18 protein-coding genes are annotated in these 18,416 nt (G+C 64.1%); 12 read left to right on the forward strand and 6 right to left on the reverse strand.

Annotated elements, in window-relative coordinates; all coding sequences use genetic code 11:
• Window positions 1-272: 272 nt before the first annotated feature.
• Window positions 273-722 (forward strand): GatB/YqeY domain-containing protein, encoded by a 450-nt coding sequence (locus JT360_RS23160; RefSeq protein ID WP_214474420.1) that lies wholly within the window; start codon window positions 273-275, stop codon window positions 720-722.
• Between the two features lie 27 nt (window positions 723-749).
• On the opposite strand, the gene JT360_RS23165 is transcribed toward JT360_RS23160, so the two are convergent.
• Window positions 750-1,676 (reverse strand): LysR family transcriptional regulator, encoded by a 927-nt coding sequence (locus tag JT360_RS23165; RefSeq protein WP_214474421.1) that lies wholly within the window; start codon window positions 1,674-1,676, stop codon window positions 750-752.
• 100 nt (window positions 1,677-1,776) lie between these two features.
• Between JT360_RS23165 and JT360_RS23170 the strand changes: the two genes are divergently transcribed.
• A complete protein-coding gene (locus JT360_RS23170) occupies window positions 1,777-2,568 on the forward strand; it encodes an alpha/beta fold hydrolase (protein ID WP_214474422.1) in 792 nt (263 codons plus the stop codon).
• A gap of 49 nt (window positions 2,569-2,617) precedes the next feature.
• Here JT360_RS23170 and JT360_RS23175 read toward each other — a convergent pair whose 3' ends face one another.
• The gene (locus tag JT360_RS23175) at window positions 2,618-3,625 is read right to left on the reverse strand and encodes a murein L,D-transpeptidase catalytic domain family protein (protein WP_214474423.1); all 1,008 of its coding nucleotides are present in this window, start codon (window positions 3,623-3,625) and stop codon (window positions 2,618-2,620) included.
• A 225-nt stretch (window positions 3,626-3,850) separates the two neighbouring features.
• Between JT360_RS23175 and JT360_RS23180 the strand changes: the two genes are divergently transcribed.
• Window positions 3,851-4,408, forward strand: a complete 558-nt coding sequence (locus JT360_RS23180; RefSeq protein ID WP_214474425.1) for a GNAT family N-acetyltransferase — start codon at window positions 3,851-3,853, stop codon at window positions 4,406-4,408.
• Between the two features lie 13 nt (window positions 4,409-4,421).
• Here JT360_RS23180 and JT360_RS23185 read toward each other — a convergent pair whose 3' ends face one another.
• Entirely contained in the window at window positions 4,422-4,838 is a 417-nt protein-coding gene (locus JT360_RS23185) for a MerR family transcriptional regulator (protein ID WP_214474427.1), read from the reverse strand.
• Window positions 4,839-4,950: 112 nt separating this feature from the next.
• Here JT360_RS23185 and JT360_RS23190 point away from each other — a divergent pair, with 112 nt between their 5' ends.
• On the forward strand, window positions 4,951-7,194 hold the full coding sequence (locus tag JT360_RS23190; protein WP_214474428.1) for a heavy metal translocating P-type ATPase: 2,244 nt from the start codon (window positions 4,951-4,953) through the stop codon (window positions 7,192-7,194).
• A 16-nt stretch (window positions 7,195-7,210) separates the two neighbouring features.
• Here the strand turns inward: JT360_RS23190 and JT360_RS23195 are convergent, their stop codons facing one another.
• From JT360_RS23195 to JT360_RS23205, 3 genes are all read right to left on the reverse strand, one after another.
• Window positions 7,211-8,395, reverse strand: coding sequence for an MFS transporter (locus JT360_RS23195; protein ID WP_214474431.1), 1,185 nt, complete (start codon window positions 8,393-8,395; stop codon window positions 7,211-7,213).
• A 101-nt stretch (window positions 8,396-8,496) separates the two neighbouring features.
• Window positions 8,497-8,706, reverse strand: coding sequence for a DUF2061 domain-containing protein (locus JT360_RS23200; RefSeq protein WP_214474434.1), 210 nt, complete (start codon window positions 8,704-8,706; stop codon window positions 8,497-8,499).
• Between the two features lie 133 nt (window positions 8,707-8,839).
• Window positions 8,840-10,504: a Na/Pi cotransporter family protein gene (locus JT360_RS23205; RefSeq protein ID WP_214474435.1), complete on the reverse strand. Its 1,665-nt coding sequence runs from the start codon at window positions 10,502-10,504 to the stop codon at window positions 8,840-8,842.
• Window positions 10,505-10,893: 389 nt separating this feature from the next.
• On the opposite strand from JT360_RS23205, the gene JT360_RS23210 reads away from it, so the two are divergent.
• The 8 genes from JT360_RS23210 (at window position 10,894) to JT360_RS23245 (ending at window position 18,365) form a co-directional block, all read left to right on the forward strand.
• The gene (locus tag JT360_RS23210) at window positions 10,894-11,256 is read left to right on the forward strand and encodes an RcnB family protein (RefSeq protein ID WP_214474437.1); all 363 of its coding nucleotides are present in this window, start codon (window positions 10,894-10,896) and stop codon (window positions 11,254-11,256) included.
• A 126-nt stretch (window positions 11,257-11,382) separates the two neighbouring features.
• Window positions 11,383-11,631, forward strand: coding sequence for a type II toxin-antitoxin system RelE family toxin (locus tag JT360_RS23215; RefSeq protein ID WP_214474438.1), 249 nt, complete (start codon window positions 11,383-11,385; stop codon window positions 11,629-11,631).
• Between the two features lie 12 nt (window positions 11,632-11,643).
• A complete protein-coding gene (locus JT360_RS23220) occupies window positions 11,644-12,009 on the forward strand; it encodes a helix-turn-helix transcriptional regulator (protein WP_214474439.1) in 366 nt (121 codons plus the stop codon).
• 114 nt (window positions 12,010-12,123) lie between these two features.
• Window positions 12,124-14,088 (forward strand): DNA primase, encoded by a 1,965-nt coding sequence (dnaG, locus tag JT360_RS23225; RefSeq protein ID WP_214474440.1) that lies wholly within the window; start codon window positions 12,124-12,126, stop codon window positions 14,086-14,088.
• A gap of 440 nt (window positions 14,089-14,528) precedes the next feature.
• Complete coding sequence (gene rpoD, locus JT360_RS23230) at window positions 14,529-16,553, forward strand: RNA polymerase sigma factor RpoD (RefSeq protein WP_214474441.1); 2,025 nt, start codon at window positions 14,529-14,531, stop codon at window positions 16,551-16,553.
• A 200-nt stretch (window positions 16,554-16,753) separates the two neighbouring features.
• Complete coding sequence (locus JT360_RS23235; protein ID WP_214474442.1) at window positions 16,754-17,047, forward strand: GYD domain-containing protein; 294 nt, start codon at window positions 16,754-16,756, stop codon at window positions 17,045-17,047.
• 126 nt (window positions 17,048-17,173) lie between these two features.
• Window positions 17,174-17,542, forward strand: a complete 369-nt coding sequence (locus JT360_RS23240; RefSeq protein WP_214474443.1) for a thiol-disulfide oxidoreductase DCC family protein — start codon at window positions 17,174-17,176, stop codon at window positions 17,540-17,542.
• Between the two features lie 139 nt (window positions 17,543-17,681).
• Entirely contained in the window at window positions 17,682-18,365 is a 684-nt protein-coding gene (locus tag JT360_RS23245) for a PadR family transcriptional regulator (protein ID WP_214474445.1), read from the forward strand.
• Window positions 18,366-18,416: the final 51 nt, after the last annotated feature.

Consider the following 18,416-nt stretch of genomic DNA (forward strand, 5'->3'; position numbering starts at 1 on the left):
GGCACTCCTATCAGGCCGCGCGCTTCCTAGCCCGGCGGGCAATCTGCGCGGCAAACGGCGCGAAGCGGCGATTTCGCGGCTCCCACGCAGTCAAGCTTCAGTTCATGCAAGGCCCAGTACATAGGGGAAGGGGGCAGGGCGGTCAATGATCATGCGAGATGCGGCTCTGATTTATTTCATCAAGCAATATCAGAGGCTTGCCAGGCAATATCAGGGTTTGCGTTGGCTTGCCCCCGGCGCTATTGTCCGCGCCGACCGAAGGAGAGAGCACGATGCGCGCAAAAATCGCCGAATCCCTGAAGAGCGCGATGAAGGCGCAGGACAAGCACCGGCTGCCGACATTGCGGCTGATCCAGGCCGCCATCCACGATCGCGACATCGCCAATCGCGGAGCGGGCAAGGAGCCGGCCAGCGACGAGGAGATCCTGCAGATCCTGGCCAAGATGGTGAAGCAGCGCGAGGAATCGGCTAGGGCATTCGAAGACGGCAAACGGCCGGAACTGGCAGCGCAGGAGCGGGGCGAGATGGAGATCATCCGCGGCTTCCTGCCGACGCAGCTCGACGATGCGGCAATCGCGGCCGCGGCGCGCGAGGCGATCGCCGCCACCGGTGCGGCCAGCCAGAAGGACATGGGCAAGGTGATCGCCGCGCTGAAGCAGAAATATGCAGGCCAGATGGATTTCGGCAAGGCGAGCGGCATCGTCAAGGGACTGCTGCAGTAGGGCTTCAAGCGCCTGTTCCGGTTTGCCCTATGAAGTAAGATTCCCCGGCTCCAATGCGCGGCGCAATGCCGGCGCTTCCTGCTGGATGTGATCCCACAGGCGGTTGGCGATCGGTCCGTGCGGCCGATCGCGGCGGCGCGCCACCACCAGCTCGTCGGTGCGCCCCGGCATATGCCGGCCGGCAATGGAGTGCAGGCTTCCGTCATGGAGTTCGTCCTCGATCAGGAAGCGGGGCAGGTGGCCCCAGCCGAGACCCTGCAGGATGATCTCCTTCTTCATGCCCTGGTCGGCCACCAGGCATTGCGGCGCGCCTTCGATCATGAAGTAGTCGCGTTGCGGTGAATGGCGGGCGGTGTCGCGCATCACACATTGGGTGAGCGCCTGCATCTGGTCCAGCGTGATCGGCTGCTCGATGCCCTCCGGCAGAAAGCCCGGCGCCACCACGGGAATGAACGGCACCTTGCACAGATCGATCCATTCGACCCGCGCATCGCCCTTGTCGATCCAGTGCAGGATCAGATCGGCCTCGTCGTCGAAAAGCCGCTCCCACGGGCCGCCGACGGCCTCGAAGTGCAGATGCAGGCGTGTGCCCGGACACTGGGCGAAGAACCGGCCGAGCATGCCCAGCACCTGCGGGCGCGGGCAGAGGTCGCCGATCACGGCATGGATCTCGCTCTCCTCGCCCATTGAAAGCTGGGCGGCGTGCACCCGCAGGCCTTCCAGTTCGCGCAGCAGCGCTTGCGCGCGACGATGGAAAGACAGCCCCGCCTCGGTCGGGCGCACGCGATAGCCGCTGCGATCCAGGAGGACGAGGTCGAGCTGCCGTTCGAGCTTGGCGACGGCGGCGAACACCGCCGGGTGCGAGCGGTGCAGCAGGGCAGCTGCCGGCTGAAAACCACCGGTTCGGATCACCGCGTCGAAGCACTGCAGGTCGTGCAAGGTGAATTCGGCCATGTCAGCTTTGTCTACAGAGATTGTCCTATCTTTGTAATATCACCAGAAACGGACCGCGGCTACGCTCTGCCTCATTCAACGCTCCAAAAGGAATTTCATCATGAGTGAGCTGAATTTCGTGACGGTTGGCGACGGTACGCGCATCGCCTACCGCTTTGACGGCGACGCGACCAAGCCGGTGCTGGTGCTGTCGAACTCCATCGCCACCACGCTGCATATGTGGGACGGGCAGGTCGGCGAACTGTCCAGGCATTTCCGTGTTCTGCGCTACGATTTTCGCGGCCATGGCGGATCAAGTGCGCCAGTCGGCGCCTATTCTCTCGACCGGCTTGGCCGCGACGTGATCGAGCTGCTCGATGCGCTCGGCCTTGGACGCGTGCATTTCCTCGGCCTGTCGCTGGGCGGCTTCGTCGGGCAGTGGCTCGGCATCCATGCGCCCGAGCGGATCGACCGGCTGATCCTGAGCAACACCTCGTCCCATCTCGGGCCGGCAAGCTATTTCGACGAGCGGATCGCCGTCGTCCGGCAGGCGCCGGACATGTCGGAAACCGCCGAAACATTTCTCAACAGCTGGTTCCCCGCGCGGATGGTGGCGGCCAATGAGCCCGTCATCGAGGAATTCCGCGCCATGCTGCTGACGATCGACCGGCAAGGCCTGGCGGGTTTGTTCGCGGCGGTTCGCGATGCCGACCTTCGCCGCACCGTGGCGTTGATCAACCGGCCGACGCTGGTGATAGCCGGCGAGCACGACACGGTGACGGCGGCCAGCCACAGCGAGCTGATCGCGGCAGCGGTGCCTGGCGCGAAGCTGGTTATGCTGCCTGCGGTTCACCTGTCGAACGTGGAATACCCGGCCGAATTCATCGGGGCTGTGCTCGGTTTCCTGCGCTGAACTGGCATGCGATCCCGTAGGGTCCGTTTTCCCAAGGGCGGAGCGGACCTTACGATTGCTTGCACATCGGCACCGGCTGCGGTGGCGGTGCCGGGTGGTCTTTTTTGTATTGCACGATGATCGGTTCGAGGGTTTTTCGCGGCCAGAATTTCGGCGCGCCGATTTCCTTCAGGCAGGATGCGTTCCAGTAGAGGTCAGTGCCGGACAGCGAATGGCCTTTTGCCGATGCTTGCGCGACGGCGGCGATGTCGCGCGATTCCGGGTAGATGTAGAGCGTCGTCGGCTTGTCCTTGACCATCGCGATGATCTGCCGCGCATCCGCCGGCGACCAGCTGGTGCAGCCATTGCTGCGGCCGCCGGCATAGTCCACCAGCTTGCCGAACGGTGCCAGACCATCGTGGTCGGCATAGGAGCTGTTCGGGCTTTTGCGCATGCACATGCCGCGCAGCACCTGGGCCGCATGGCCGCCGATCACGCGCTGCCTGGCGTTGGCGGCTTCGCCTTCGCCGTCGAACTGTATGAAGGTGCGCTGGAAAGCCACGTCCTGTTTCGCGCCGGTGCGATAATAGCCCTTGAACGAGGTTTTCGCCTCGCGGGTCATATAGGCGCCGCCGGCGGTCAGCTCCGAATCCATGGCATTACCGAAGTTCTTCGCGCAGCGCCTGCCGTTTGAAAAATCGACCGTGCCTTTCAGGTTCCGGCCGCCGCCGTGACCCGATGAGATGGCGCGAAACGACCGGCTGGCTTCGCAGACGACATAATACCGGCGCCCGAGCACGCCATTGCCGAGATCGCCGGGACGTGTGGCGTCCATGGCGAAATAGCAGGGATTGCTGACGGCGCCTTGCGCCATTTTTTTCAGGTACAGCGCGCGCGCCCGCTCCAGCACCACAGCCGAGATCTGGCCGTCCGCGTCGCCGACATGCGCCTGCAGCCAGGCCGGGACACCAGATGGCTGCAGCGCAGCGAAGGACCGGGCCGATGCCGACAGAGCTATAGCCAAGACGAGGAGACCGAGGAGCGTGGCGACACCCAACGGGACAGATCTCAACCGCACCGGTTCAATTCTCCTGCCGAAGCCATTTTGCGAATCTTTGCGGTGTTGCCACCACCAGGCAATCATAAAAGACCTTACACCGATCGGCGAGACACATCTTGTTTAGCACACCCGCAAATTCCCACGAACAGGCCTTAGACGGAGATGCTGGTCCAAGGCTTGCGGCATTGGCTTGAGCGCTCTCCCGGCTACGATTATGCCTGCTTTCTGAGGAGAGCATGGATCATGGTCGAGATCGTCAAACCAGCGCTTGAACATCTGCCGTCCTACAGGGCGGCGCTCGAGCGCGGCTGGTCGCCGGACAATGTTAGGCTCATGGAGGCGACGCGCGAGCAACTCGCGGCCATGGAGGACGATCCGGTGGCGTTCCTGGCCGACCTCGATGATCCCGAGGGCAAGGGGCCGGCCGTCACCTTGCCCGACGGCACACAGGTGCCGCGCCTGCCGGGGTTCCGCCGCTGGATCTGGGACGGCGAGGCATCGGGCTCGATCGGCTTCCGCTGGCAGAAGGGCACGGCCGAACTGCCGTCCCATGTGCTTGGCCATATCGGCTATGCGGTCGTGCCTTGGAAGCAGCGGCGCGGCTATGCCACCGAGGCCTTGCGGCTGATGCTGGAAGAGGCGAGAAGGGTTGGCCTGCCCTATGTCGAGATCACCGCCAAGCCGGGCAATCCGGCATCGCACAAGGTGATCCTGGCCAATGGCGGCAGGCTCGTCGAGCGCTTCTTCAAGGATGCCGCCTATGGCGGGGTGGAAAGTTTGCGGTTCCGTATCGAGCTGTAGGGCCGAACCATCCTCACCCGTGCTCGTCGGCACACAGCGCGTGGTCCGACAGCGCGCGGATGACATAGCAGTCGCCGACCGTCTTGCCGTCGCAGCAGGAGGCGATGCGCTCAAGCTCGGTTTCCAGCCGCCTTAGCTGGGCGATCTTTTCGCGCACCGAAATCAGTTGTTCCTCGGCGATCTTGTCGGCATGGCCGCAGGGCTGCTCGGGGTGGCCGCTGAGGTCGATCAGTGCGCGGATGTCCTCGACCGCGAAGCCGAGGTCGCGGGCGTGGCGGATGAAGGCCAGCCGCTCCAGCTCCTGCCTGCCATAGCGGCGCTGGTTGCCTTCCGAGCGCTCGGGCGCGGCGACCAGGCCCATCTGCTCGTAGTAGCGGATGGTGGGCACCTTGACCCCGGTGCGGCGGGAGAGATCACCGATCGAAAGCATGAATTTTGCCTCTTGAAGCTCTAGTGACTAGAGCAATTACAGTGCCTGACATTAAGGATCAAGACCCATGCGGCGGCACGCAGCGCGGACAAAGAAGCGGGCAGGTGATGTGATGACGGCTCCCCTCGACCAGGCAAGAACCAGGCAGACACGATTCAAGATCGGCGGCATGGATTGCGCCTCCTGCGCGGTCAAGATCGATACGGCGGTGCGCCGCCTCGACGGTGTCGCCGACGTCTCGGTTTCGGTGACCGGCGCCAGCATGACCGTCAGCCACGGCGGTCCGCTCAATGACGACAAGGTGCTGCGGCAGGTGGCGCGGCTGGGCTACGGCATCGTCAAGGCTGAGGCCGGAAACAGCAAACGCTCATCCTTGGCGACCCCGAAACCCGGGGCGGATGACCATGCCGATCATGACCACGAAGGTCAGGACCATGCGGGCCATGATCATCGCGGCGGACAGGCCGCAGGGTCATCTCGTCCCCACAGCGGCGCCGAATCGGGGCAGGCGTGGTGGCGCGCAAGGCGCGCGGCGCTGACGCTGACGTGCGCCGCAGCCCTTCTTGCCGCTTACGGCATCGGTCATCTATTTCCGGCGGCGGAGCGCTGGGTCTTCCTGGCCGCACTGCTGGTCGGGCTGGTGCCGATCGCGCGCCGTGCGCTGATGGCGACCTTGGCCGGCACGCCGTTCACGATCGAGATGCTGATGACCATCGCTGCTGTTGGCGCGGTGATGATCAACGCCACGAAAGAAGCCGCCGCCGTGGTGGTGCTGTTCCTGATCGGCGAACTTCTGGAAGGTGTGGCCGCCGGCCGTGCGCGGGCCAGTATACAGGGTCTGGCCGATCTGGTGCCGAAGACGGCCCTGGTCGAGCGGGCAGGCGGCACATCAGAGATTCCCGCCGACCGGCTTGCGGTCGGCGACATCATCGTGGTGCGGCCGGGCGATCGCATCCCGGCCGACGGTGAGATCGTCGAGGGGTCGAGCGATATAGTCGAGGCGCCGGTGACCGGCGAAAGCACGCCGAAGCGCAAGGGCGTCGCGGAAACCGTCTTTGCCGGCACGATCAACAGCGATGGCGTGCTGAAAGTGCGGGTGACGGCGGTGGCCTCCGACAACACCATCGCCAAGGTGGTGCGCCTGGTGGAGGAGGCGCAGGAAGCCAAGGCGCCGACCGAGCGCTTCATCGACCGCTTCTCGCGCGTCTACACGCCGGGCGTGCTGGTGGTTGGCGCGCTGGTGGCGCTGTTGCCGCCGCTGGTTGCCGGCGGCGATTGGAACGAATGGATCTACAAGGGACTGGCGATCCTGCTCATCGGCTGCCCCTGCGCTCTGGTCATCTCGACGCCGGCGGCGATCGCCGCGGGTCTTGCGACCGGCGCACGGCGTGGGCTGTTGATGAAGGGTGGCGCGGTGCTGGAAGGCTTTCGCCGGATCACGGCGGTCGCCTTCGACAAGACCGGCACGCTGACCGCGGGCAAACCTGTGGTTACCGACATCGTGGCCTATGGCCGCGACAAGCGCGGCGTGTTGGCGCTGGCGGCAGCGCTCGAGCAAGGCTCCAGCCATCCGCTGGCGACGGCAATCCTGGACAAGGCCAAGGCCGATAAGGCGCCGGTGCTGGCGGCCAAGGCGATTTCGGGCAAGGGCGTCGAGGGTAGCGTCGGCGGCATCACCGTCTTCCTCGGCTCCGGTCAGGCGGCGGGCGAGCGCGCTGACATGACGCAAGCGCAGCGGCTTGCCGTCGACAGCCTCACCGGCCAGGGCAGGACCGTCTCCGTTCTGGTCGCCGACGGCGTGGTGGCAGGGCTGATCGCGATGCGTGACGAGCCGAGGCCGGATGCGGCGGCCGGGATAGCGGCGCTGAAGGCCGAGGGCATCCGTGCGGTGATGCTGACCGGCGACAATCGCCGCACGGCACAAGCTATCGCCACTTCGCTCGGCATCGAGGCGCGCGCGGAACTGTTGCCGCAGGACAAGCAGCGCATCGTCGGCGAATTGCAGCGCGAGGGCCTGACAGTGGCCAAGGTCGGCGACGGCATCAACGATGCGCCAGCGCTCGCCGCCGCCGATATCGGCATCGCCATGGGCGGCGGCACTGATGTGGCACTGGAGACGGCGGACGCGGCGATCCTGCACGGCCGTGTCATGGACGTTGCCCGCATGGTGCGGCTGTCGCGGGCGGTGATGGCCAATATCGGCCAGAACATTACCGTGGCGCTGGGGCTGAAGGCGGTGTTCCTGGTCACCACCATTTTGGGCATCACCGGCCTGTGGCCAGCGATCCTGGCCGACACCGGCGCCACCGTGCTGGTCACCGCCAACGCCATGCGCCTGTTGCGCTGGCGCGGGTGAGGGCTTTGACATGGCCCTACTCGGCCGGCACCATCAGCGGCGGTGTGGCGTTGCTGCGCCCTTCCCAGACATTGGAGACGACAGCGACGACCACGGCCACCAGCATGGCGAAGACACCGAGCAGCGGCAGGCTGCGATAGCCGTAGCCGGCATTCAGCATGGCGGCGCCCAGTGACGCGGCGAGCGCGATGCCGACATTGAAGCCCGACGGGATCAGCGAGGAGGCGAGGTTCGAGGCGTCGGCCGTCCAGGCCAGGATGCGGGTCTGGATCGGGGTGCCGATGGCGAAGTTGAGACCGCCCCAGACGACGATCGCCACGATCATCGGCACGGGATACGGGCTGACGGCGTAGATGACCGCCAGCGTCACCGCTTGCAAAGCGAGCATGGTGATCAGCGACGGCATCAGCTTCCAGTCGGACAGCTTGCCGCCGAGGAAGACGCCCAGCGTGGCGCCGACGCCGTTGAGCAGCAGAACCCAGGGCACCAGGTTCTCGTCGAGCCCGGTGATCTCGAGCAGTGTCGGCGTGATGTAGGTGAACAGGCCGAACTGGCCGATCATCAGTATCAGCATCAGGATCAGTGAGGTCCAGACCTGCTGGCGCGCCAGCACGCGGACCTCGCGGGCAAGGCCGGCGGGCTTGGCCTGGTATCCGGTGGTGCGCGGCAGAAGCGCCGCCATGGCAAAAGTTGCCGCCACGCCCAGCGCGCACATCACCCAGAAGGTGGCGCGCCAGCCCCAGATGTTGCCGATCGCGGTGCCGGCCGGCACGCCGATGACATTGGAGACGGTGAGGCCGGACAGGATGACCGCCACCGCCATGCCGCGCTGATCTTCGCGCACCAGCCCGACCGCGACCACCATGGCGACGCCGAAATAGGCGCCGTGCGCGACCGCAACGGCGATGCGCAACAAGAGCATCGAGGTGAAGTCGGGCGCCAGCGCGCAGGCCGCCTGGCCGATGGTGAAGGCGATTGCGAGGCCGAGCAGCAATGTCTTGCGCGACAGCGACTTGGTGGCGAGCGCCAGCAGCGGACCGCCAATGGCGATGCCGCAGGCATAGCCGGAGACGAGATAGCCGGCCGAGGGAACCGAGACGCCAAGCCCTTCCGCCACTTGCGGCAGCACGCCGGCGATGACGAATTCGGTGGTGCCGAAGGCGAAGGCGGCGATGAACAGGGCGATGAGCGGCAGCGACATGGCGGGAATTGCATCCTCGAATGCAGCCTCAAACCACGGATGGGGGTTGCCGGCAATCCAGAAATTTTTGTCGCCGCTTTAGCTTTTCTTGACCGGTCGCATCAGGCCGGGGTCTTGCGTCCATAGGGGATCTTCAGCCACGCCCGCTCGTGAAAATAATAGAGCAGCGATTTGGTGAAGACCTCGGTCACCCCGATGGCGGCCGCCAGCTTGACGCTTCCCGTCACCACCAGGGAGATGATTATCGTGTCGATGGTGCCGGTCATCCGCCAGGAAAGCGCCTTGGCGAAACTGCGCGAATGGGTATCCATCGATTTCCTCCCGGTGGGGCCCGATGCTTAGCCGACCGACAGCAGGATGAGCAAAGACTAATTTTGCCGTTTACGCAGGGATGACGCAACCTTGTTCCCAAGTTCATGCCGGTGCGGCAAATCTCTTACCGCCTCAGCTCGCCTTCAGCCGCGACCCGGTGAGCAGGCCGCGCTCTTCCAGCACCGGATAGGCCATCGAGGCCAGCAGCGAATTGATCTGCTTCAGGTCGCGGATGGTGTCGAGGTGGATGGAGCTGGTTTCGACGCTCTTGGCGGTGCCTTCGCGCAGCCGCAGGAAATGGCTGGCGCTGGTTTCCTTCTCGCGGTCGCGCAGCTGGTCCTTCTCCAGCACCAGCTGGCGGGCGGTTTCGGGATCGCGCGACACCAGCACGTTGAAGGCAAGCCGCGCATTGGCCAGCACCGAGCCGTGGAAGGCGCTCAATTCGCTCCAGCCTTCGTCGGTGAATTCCAGGCCGCGGTCGAACTTCTTCTTAACATGCACCAGCATGTTGCGCACGATGATGTCGCCGACCTGCTCGAGCTTGACGCAGGCGCCGATCAGTTCCTGGCAACGCAGCGCCTCGTCCTCGGTCAGCGGGTTCTTGGTGATCTTGGCGAGGTAGAGTTTTATGGCCGCATGCTTGCGGTCGACGCGGTCGTCGAGGGCAGCCAGCGCCTTGATCTTGTCGCTGTCGGCGCTCTCATAGAGCTCGATGATGCGTTTCAGCATGATCTCGACCGTCTCGCACACCCGCACCACCTCGCGTGTGGCGTTGGCCAGCGCCTGGCTCGGCACGTCGAGCGCGCTTTCGTTGAGCGCTGACAACTCGATGACGTCGAGCGAGGCTGCCGGCGCAGCCTTGGTGCCGAGCGCCACGATCTTCTCCGAGGTGCGGTAGACGAAACCGGCCAGCGGCAGGCCGGTGAGCAGGATGATGATATTGAACAGGATGTGGGCGTTGACGATCTGGTCCGCCGCCGTCGCGCCGAGGAAGCCGACATGCGGCCTGAAAATCATGAACAAGACCAGCATGACCAGCGAGCCAAGCCCACGCATCAGGAGATTGCCGATCGGCACGACGCGCACGGCGGGTCCGGCCGAGCGGGTCAGCATCGGCGCGATGATCGAGGAGCCGAGATTGACGCCGAGGATGAGGACGACGCCGAGCTCGGGGCTGATCAGGCCGCGCCCGGCGAGCGTCGCCATCAGCAGAACCGCCGCGATGCTCGACTGGAACAGCCAGGTGATCAGCGCCGCCAGCAGATAGGCGGTGATGGAATCGCTGGAGAAATAATTGATGATGACCGGCATGAGCTGGCTGTTGCGCAGCGGCTCCGACGCCTGGCCGATCATTTCCAGCGACAGGATCAGAAGGCCGATGCCGACAAGGATGCGGCCCGTCTGTCGCCAGTCGCGCCGCTCGGTGGCCATGAACATCACCGTGCCGGTGATCAGGCAGAGCGGCACCAGCAGCGTGAGGTCGAAGGTCAACAGCTTGACCACGAGCGCCGAGCCGATCTCGGCGCCACGCACCGCCAATTGGCCGGCGGCACCCGAGACGATGCCTGAACCGGCGAACGAGCCGACCAGCAGGGTGACCGCGGTGGAGCTTTGCAGCGCGATCGCAAGGCCGGTTCCGGCCAGCACCGCCATGATCGGGTTGCGCATGGTGGCGCGCAGTTTGTGTCGCAACACATCGCCATAGGCACGCTCGACGCCGGTCTTGACCATGCGGGTGGCAAACAGCATCAGCGCCACGGCGCCGGCCAGATGCAAGAGGACGACGGAACCGCTCATCTTGGCGCCCGCATGCAAGCAGGAGCCGCGACGCGGAGAGCGTGACGGGCAGGGCGGAAAGCGAGGTTGCGAATCATGGTCATGGCAGTCATCGATAATAGCTGGAATATTTTAGCCGGATAATAAAATTTTGTCGATTTCAAGGGCCGCCGGGGCGCGACGGACCGCGTCGGAAACGGACGGGGACGTAAATGGTTGCACAGCCGGGCCGTGGGCCGGACAGGAGAGAATGGCCGCCTTCGGAGTTAGCTGGTGCCGGCCTTTGCGATGATGTTCAAATTTCTGGAGTAAACGACGGAATTCATTACACAATTGTAATGCTGACGTTCAGTTTCAGTTCATCCATTGACCGTTACTCCTCGGGGCATCGACAACCAAGGAGACTTCTCATGAAACGCATCGTTCTTTCCGTTCTCGCCGTCTCGATGCTGGCGGCCACCCAGCTCACCGGTCAGGCCGCGCCGATGAATGCGCCGGCCGCGCCACCGTCGAATTACACCAAGGTCGACTGGCAGAAGCCCGGCAGGCATGTCGAGAAACGCGTCGTCAAGAAGAGGGTCGTCATGAAGCGCAACCACTGGCGCAACGGCCAGCGATATTCCAACTGGAAACGCCACCAGCCGATCCGTGACTACGGCCGTTACGGCCTGCGCCGTCCCGGCCCCGGCCAGGAGTGGATCCGTGTCGGCAATGACTATGTGCTGGTGAGCATCCTGTCCGGCATCATCTTCGGCGCCATCGCCGCGCAGTAAATCCGCTAGATCCGCGCGATACTGGGCTTAAAGGAAGGCGGCCAAAGACGGCCGCCTTTTTTCGTCCCCTCGCGACAAAGTCAGAACCGTCTTGCCTGAAATATCACAGTATGCGATATTTTCGAAGTGAAGCGGGTCATTCTTCTCCCTCTGGCTGTCAAGGCGCTGCGGAAGCATCGAGCGGATGCCGAGAGAATCCTGGCGAAGATCGAAGGATATGCCGGGGACCCGAGCAGCCTTGCAAACATGGTCAAGGATCTGCAGGGCTCGACCGCCCTGCGATTGAGGGTCGGTGACTACCGCGTGGTCTTCGAGGAGACGGATCAGGAAATCATCGTCACGAAGATCGGACCGCGTGGATCGGTCTATGATTGAAGGAATGCCGAGATGAACAACGTTGCTTATGTCACGACGCCGGGTGGCGAGGAGCTGGCTATCCTGCCGCGCAGCGAACTGGATGCCTTGCGCGAGTTACTTGAACACGCGCAGTCGCTTGGTGGGTTTCGCGCCGGCCAGCTTCCCGGCCTTACGCCGGATGAAGCACGGGCTCTTGTTGCCGCGACTTCTCCGCTCGCCTTCTGGCGCAGATATCGCAAGCAGACCCAGGCCGTCCTTGCCGCCTCCGTTGGCGTGACCCAAAACTATCTTTCGGAAATCGAGAACGGAAAGCGCGGCGGCGACGTCGCGCTCTGGTTGCGGCTGGCTCGCGCGCTTGAGCTGCCGGTCGAGAGTTTGGTCGACGAAGGCGATTGACCGACAGAATATCGGTCGCGCCGCCTTTTGCCCTGTGGAAACCGGGCATCCCCTGCATTAGGGGTCGTCGGATTTGGCGCGCATGATTATATGGTGGGGAAACGAGTTCCCCACATGCGCTTTCCGCCCGCCTTCCTCGACGAGATACGCGACCGCGTGCCGATTTCGCAAGTGATCGGCACGCGTGTCGCGTGGGATAGGAAGAAGACCAACGCGCCGCGTGGCGACTACTGGGCCTGCTGCCCGTTCCATGGCGAGAAGAGCCCGTCCTTCCATTGCGAGGACAAGAAGGGCCGCTACCACTGTTTCGGCTGCTCGGTCTCGGGCGACCATTTCAAATTCCTTACCGAACTCGACGGGATGAGCTTTCCCGAGGCGGTCGAGAAGATCGCCGACATGGCCGGTGTGCCGATGCCGGTTCGCGACGCGCAGGAGGAACGGCGCGAGAAGGAGCGCGCCAGCCTGACCGACGTCATGGAAATGGCGACCGCCTTCTTTCAGGAACGATTGCAGGGACCGGAAGGGGCCAAAGCCCGCGCGTATCTGCGCGATCGCGGGCTGACGCCGGCAACGCAGCATTCGTTCCGGCTTGGCTTCGCGCCGGACAGCCGCAACGCGCTGAAGGAGCATCTCGCGGCAAAAGGCGTGCCGAAAGCCGATATCGAGGCCTGCGGGCTGGTGCGCCATGGCGATGACATCCCGGTCTCCTATGACTGGTTCCGTGACCGCATCATGTTTCCGATCCCGGATTCGCGCGGCAAGATCATCGCTTTCGGGGGCCGGGCGCTGGCAGCCGATGCGGTGGCCAAATACATGAATTCGCCCGACACCGAGCTCTTCCACAAGGGCAATGTGCTCTACAATTTCGCCCGCGCCCGCCAAGCGATGGCAAAGGGGGCGTTGGCCAAGGGCGGCACGGTCATCGCCGTCGAAGGCTATATGGATGTGATCGCGCTGGCGCAGGCCGGCTTCGAGAATGTCGTGGCGCCGCTCGGCACCGCGCTTACGGAAAACCAGCTCGAGCTGTTGTGGCGCATGGCGCCGGAGCCGATGCTGTGCTTCGACGGCGACAAGGCCGGGCTGAAGGCGGCATGGCGGGCGGCGGATCTGGCGCTGCCATCGGTGCAGGCCGGGCGCTCGGCGCGCTTCGCGCTGCTGCCGGAAGGCAAGGATCCAGACGACCTGGTCAAGGCCGAAGGGCCGGACGCGTTCCGTGCCGTGCTGGCCGATGCGCGGCCGCTGGTCGATCTTTTGTGGATGCGCGAGACGGCGGGCGGCGTCTTCGACACGCCGGAGCGGCGGGCCGAACTCGAGAAGACGCTGCGCGAGCTGACCAGCCGCATCCGCGATGAAAGCCTGCGCTACCACTATCAACAGGAGATGCGCGAGCGGGTGCTGAGCTTCTTCGGCTCGCAGCGCAACGCGCGGCAAGGTCGCCAGGATGGCGGCGGCCGGCCAGGCGAGCGCGGCCAGGGCAAGACGCCGGGACCCGGCGGACAATTCGCCAAGGCCGGCAGCGGGCGCATGGCGATCACCGAAAGCCTCGGCCAGTCGGCGCTGGTCAAGCGCGGCAGCGAAGGAATGTCGGTGCGCGAGGCGACGATCATCGTCGCCTTGGTCAACCATCCACCGCTGATCGACGAGAATTTCGCCCATGTCGAGTTCCTTGATCTCGCCAATGCCGAGCTGAGGCGGCTGCACGCCGCTATCCTCGACGCGATGGCGCATGACATGGCCAATGACCGCCACGCCGTGGTGGCGACGATCGAGCGCGCCGGCTGCGCCGAGATCTGGGAGCGCGCCGTTGGCCTGATCCGGCGGGCGCGGCAATGGCCGGCGCTGGAGACGGCGGCACTCGACGATGCCCGCGACGCCCTGAACCAGGCGCTGCACTTGCAGCGCAGCGCGCGCACCTTACATAAGGAGCTGAAACAGGCGGAAGCGGCGCTCGAAGCGGATCCTTCGGATGAAAATTTCCGCCATCTGATCGAAATTCAGGCGCAATTCAGCGATGTGCAAGCGACGGAAGCGCTGATCGAAGGATTCGGCGTATCCTCGGGCAGGGCCGGGCGAGCCTAAGTGCAAGTGCGTGCCGGAATGAGAGCGTGGCCGGGCTTCCCCAGGGGGCTGGGCGCGCTAAGTCGGGTAATTGATTCGCTTTTTTCATGCGAATCATGCGACAGGGCGCTTGACCTTCGGACAGAATGGCGGAATCAGGTCGATTCGAAACATTAACCCGCACCCGCGTCGACGGGAAATGCGTCGATGTGAAGGTACTGGTCACTGGACAGGCAGGCCCCCTGCCACAGATATCAGGGTTAATCTGGACTTAATGCATGTCGCCCAAGAGTGGTCGTCCAAGAGTGGAAACCGGTTTTGGGGCAACGACATGCACCAAACAAAAGAGATGATGCGGTTAGTGGCCCGGTGAAGCGCGTTCCAAAACGAGCGTATCCGATTTGACTGGTCCGACAGCTTACGCGGCCCCAAGCTTTGGCCGCTAGGAGAAGATAAAGACTATGGCGACAAAGGAAAAGGAAGAGGTCGAGACCGAACGCGAAGGCGCCACCGATGGCCCTCTGCTCGACCTTTCCGATGATGCTGTCAAGAAGATGATCAAGGCCGCCAAGAAGCGCGGCTATGTCACGATGGACGAGCTGAATTCGGTGCTGCCTTCCGAGGAAGTGACCTCCGAGCAGATCGAGGACACGATGGCGATGCTGTCCGACATGGGCATCAACGTCGTCGAGGATGACGAGCAGGGCGAAGAGGCCGAGGCCGGCGACACCGCGGCCGATGCCGAGGAAGACGCCAACGAGCTGGCCGAGCAGACCGGCACGGCCGTCGCCGCCACCACCACCAAGAAAGAGCCGACCGACCGCACCGACGATCCGGTGCGCATGTATCTGCGCGAGATGGGCTCGGTCGAGCTTCTGTCGCGCGAGGGCGAAATCGCCATCGCCAAGCGCATCGAGGCCGGCCGCGAGACGATGATCGCGGGCCTGTGCGAAAGCCCGCTGACCTTCCAGGCCATCATCATCTGGCGCGACGAGCTCAACGAATCCAAGATCCTGCTGCGCGAGATCATCGATCTCGAAGCCACCTATGCCGGCCCCGAAGCCAAGCAGGCACCGGTGGTCGAGCGCATCGAGGAAGCGCCCAAGGCCGAGGAAAAGCCGCGCCGCGGACGTGACGAGGAAGAAGACATCACCAATGTCGGCGCCGACACGCGCGGCCTGACGGACGACGATGAGGAAGACGAGGACGAGGCCAGCCTGTCGCTGGCGGCCATGGAAGCGGAACTGCGCCCGCAGGTGATGGAGACGCTCGACGTCATCGCCGACACCTACAAGAAGCTGCGCAAGCTGCAGGACCAGCAGGTCGAGAACCGACTGGCCGCCGCCGGCACGCTGTCGCCCAGCCAGGACCGCCGGCTGAAGGAGCTGAAGGACCAGCTGATCAAGGCGGTGAAGTCGCTGTCGCTCAACACGGCGCGCATCGAGGCGCTGGTCGAGCAGCTCTACGACATCAACAAGCGCCTGGTGCAGAACGAGGGCAAGCTGTTGCGGCTCGCCGAAAGCTACGGCGTGCGCCGCGAGGAGTTCCTGAAGGAATATCAGGGTTCCGAGCTCGACCCCAACTGGACGCGCTCGATCGCCAATTTGACCTCGCGCGGCTGGAAGGAATTCACCAAGAACGAGAAGGACGCGATCAAGGATTTGCGTGCCGAGATCCAGCATCTGGCCACCGAAACCGCGATCTCGATCCTGGAATTCCGCAAGATCGTCAACCAGGTGCAGAAGGGCGAGCGCGAAGCCGCGATCGCCAAGAAGGAAATGGTCGAGGCCAATCTGCGCCTCGTCATCTCCATCGCCAAGAAATACACCAATCGCGGCCTGCAGTTCCTCGACCTGATCCAGGAAGGCAATATCGGCCTGATGAAGGCGGTCGACAAATTCGAATACCGCCGCGGCTACAAGTTCTCGACCTACGCGACATGGTGGATCCGGCAGGCGATCACACGTTCGATCGCCGACCAGGCGCGCACCATCCGCATTCCGGTGCACATGATCGAGACGATCAACAAGATCGTGCGCACCTCACGCCAGATGCTGCACGAGATCGGCCGCGAGCCGACGCCGGAGGAACTGGCCGAAAAGCTCGCTATGCCGCTCGAAAAAGTGCGCAAGGTGTTGAAGATCGCCAAGGAGCCGATCTCGCTCGAAACGCCGGTTGGCGACGAGGAGGATTCGCATCTGGGCGATTTCATCGAGGACAAGATGGCGATCCTGCCGATCGATGCGGCAATCCAGGCCAATCTGCGCGAAACCACGACGCGTGTGCTCGCCTCGCTGACGCCGCGCGAGGAGCGCGTTCTGCGCATGCGCTTCGGCATCGGCATGAACACCGACCACACGCTTGAAGAAGTCGGCCAGCAATTCTCGGTCACCCGCGAGCGCATCCGCCAGATCGAAGCCAAGGCGCTGCGCAAGCTCAAGCACCCGAGCCGGAGCCGCAAGCTGCGCAGCTTCCTGGATAGCTGAGACTTACCGATCATATTGAGATCAAGGGCGCCACCGGCGCCCTTTTTCGTGTGGTGTTCGCCCTTGCGGCTCATCCCCTTCGGGAGGATAATCCCGCGTCGGATGCATTTCTGGGCGACAACCCCGGAAGCCCGCCCCGGTCGAGGCCGTGTCGACATGGCCTGAGTGCCGTGCTCCGTGGCCCCGGAGGGAGGTGTGCCATGACAAGCTACATCGTGCTGATGAATTGGACCGAGCAGGGCGCCAAAAATGTGCGCGAGTCACCAAAGCGTCTCGATGCCGCCAGGAAGCAGCTGGGAGACATGGGCGGGTCGTTCAAGGCGTTCTACCTGACCATGGGGGAATACGACATGGTGGCGGTGGTTGAAGCACCCGACGACGCGATCCTGGCGCGTTTCTCGCTGATGCTGGCGGCGGCCGGCAATGTCAGGACCCGGACCCTGAAAGCCTTCCCCGAATTCGCCTATCGCGAGATCATCACCTCGCTCGGCTAGGCACCGGAAGGGCTCGGACCGGCGGGTGCGAGCCCTTCCCGTTTACGCGCAACCGATCGGGCCCTTCTTGACGGCGTCCGATCGTCCGTGGTCCCTGAGGTGCGTTGCCAACCAAGTCCCCGGGCCATGCTGACTGTCTGGTACAACACCCGCTGCCCTGTCTGCGATGCCGGTATCAACTGGCAGAAGCGAAGGTTGATCGAAGCGGTCAAGGCCGGGCGGATCGCGTTTCGCGACATCAATCTGGAGCCGGCAGCGCTTGCCGGATTTGGCGCGTCGCTGGAGGATGTTCGCCGCCGGCTGCATGCCACCGATGCGCATGGCCGCTTGCTGGTCGGCGCCGATGTGGCGATTGCAGTGTGGACGGCAACGCCGGGCGAGGGTTGGCTGGCGAGACTGTTCGGCAATCCGATCGCCTTGCCGCTGACACGCTTCGCCTATGATCGCTTCGCCGATCTCCTCTACGCCTGGAACCGCCGCAAGGGCCGCTGGTAGCGAGCCCGTAGCCGCCGTTCGACATGGTCGGATCCAATGGCTGGCGGAGCGTTCAGATACATCGTAAGATATATCTTGACTCCGCAAACGTGTGCGCTTACTTAAGATATATCGTAAGATAGAACTCAAGGAGCAATCAATGCACAAGCAATTCGGGCACAATCATTTCGGCGAGCGCATGTTCATGCACATGGCCGGCAAATTTGGTGGCAGAGGGGGCGGCGGCTTTGGTCCGTTCGGGCATGGCGGTCGCGGCGGTGGACGTGGTGGCCCGGGCGACATGTTCCGCGCCGGCCGCATGCTGGCCGACGGTGACCTCAAGCTGATCACGCTGTCGCTGCTGGCCGAGGCGCCGCGCCATGGCTACGACATCATCAAGGCGCTGGAAGAGCGCACCAGCGGCATCTACAGCCCGAGCCCGGGCGTGGTCTACCCGACGCTGACCTTCCTGGAAGAGGCCGGCTATGCCGTCTCGTCGAGCGAAGGCAACAAGAAGGTGTTTTCGATCACCGAGGCCGGGCAGGCGCATCTGGCCGACAATCGCGAGATGATCGACGGCGTGCTCGACCATCTCGAGCGCTTCGGCCGCAAGATGGCCAAGGCACGCGACTGGTTCGGCTGGAACGACGATGGCGAGGACCGGCGCGGTGGCCGTGGTGGTCGTGGCGAGCGTTCGGAAACGCGTGACGAATTCCGCGCCATCCGCCACCGGCTGCGCGCGGCGCTCGGCGACATTGTCGATGGGCCGGCTGAAAAGCAGGCCGAGGCGATCGCCATTCTCGAAGCCGCTGCCGAGGCGCTGGAAGCGCTGTCGCACAAGTGATGTAATACGGCGGTATTTGGGCGCCGACTGGGCAAGGCCCGGGTTCCTCGC

The sequence above is a fragment of the Mesorhizobium sp. dw_380 genome (assembly GCF_018588885.1).
GTDB lineage: Bacteria > Pseudomonadota > Alphaproteobacteria > Rhizobiales > Rhizobiaceae > Mesorhizobium.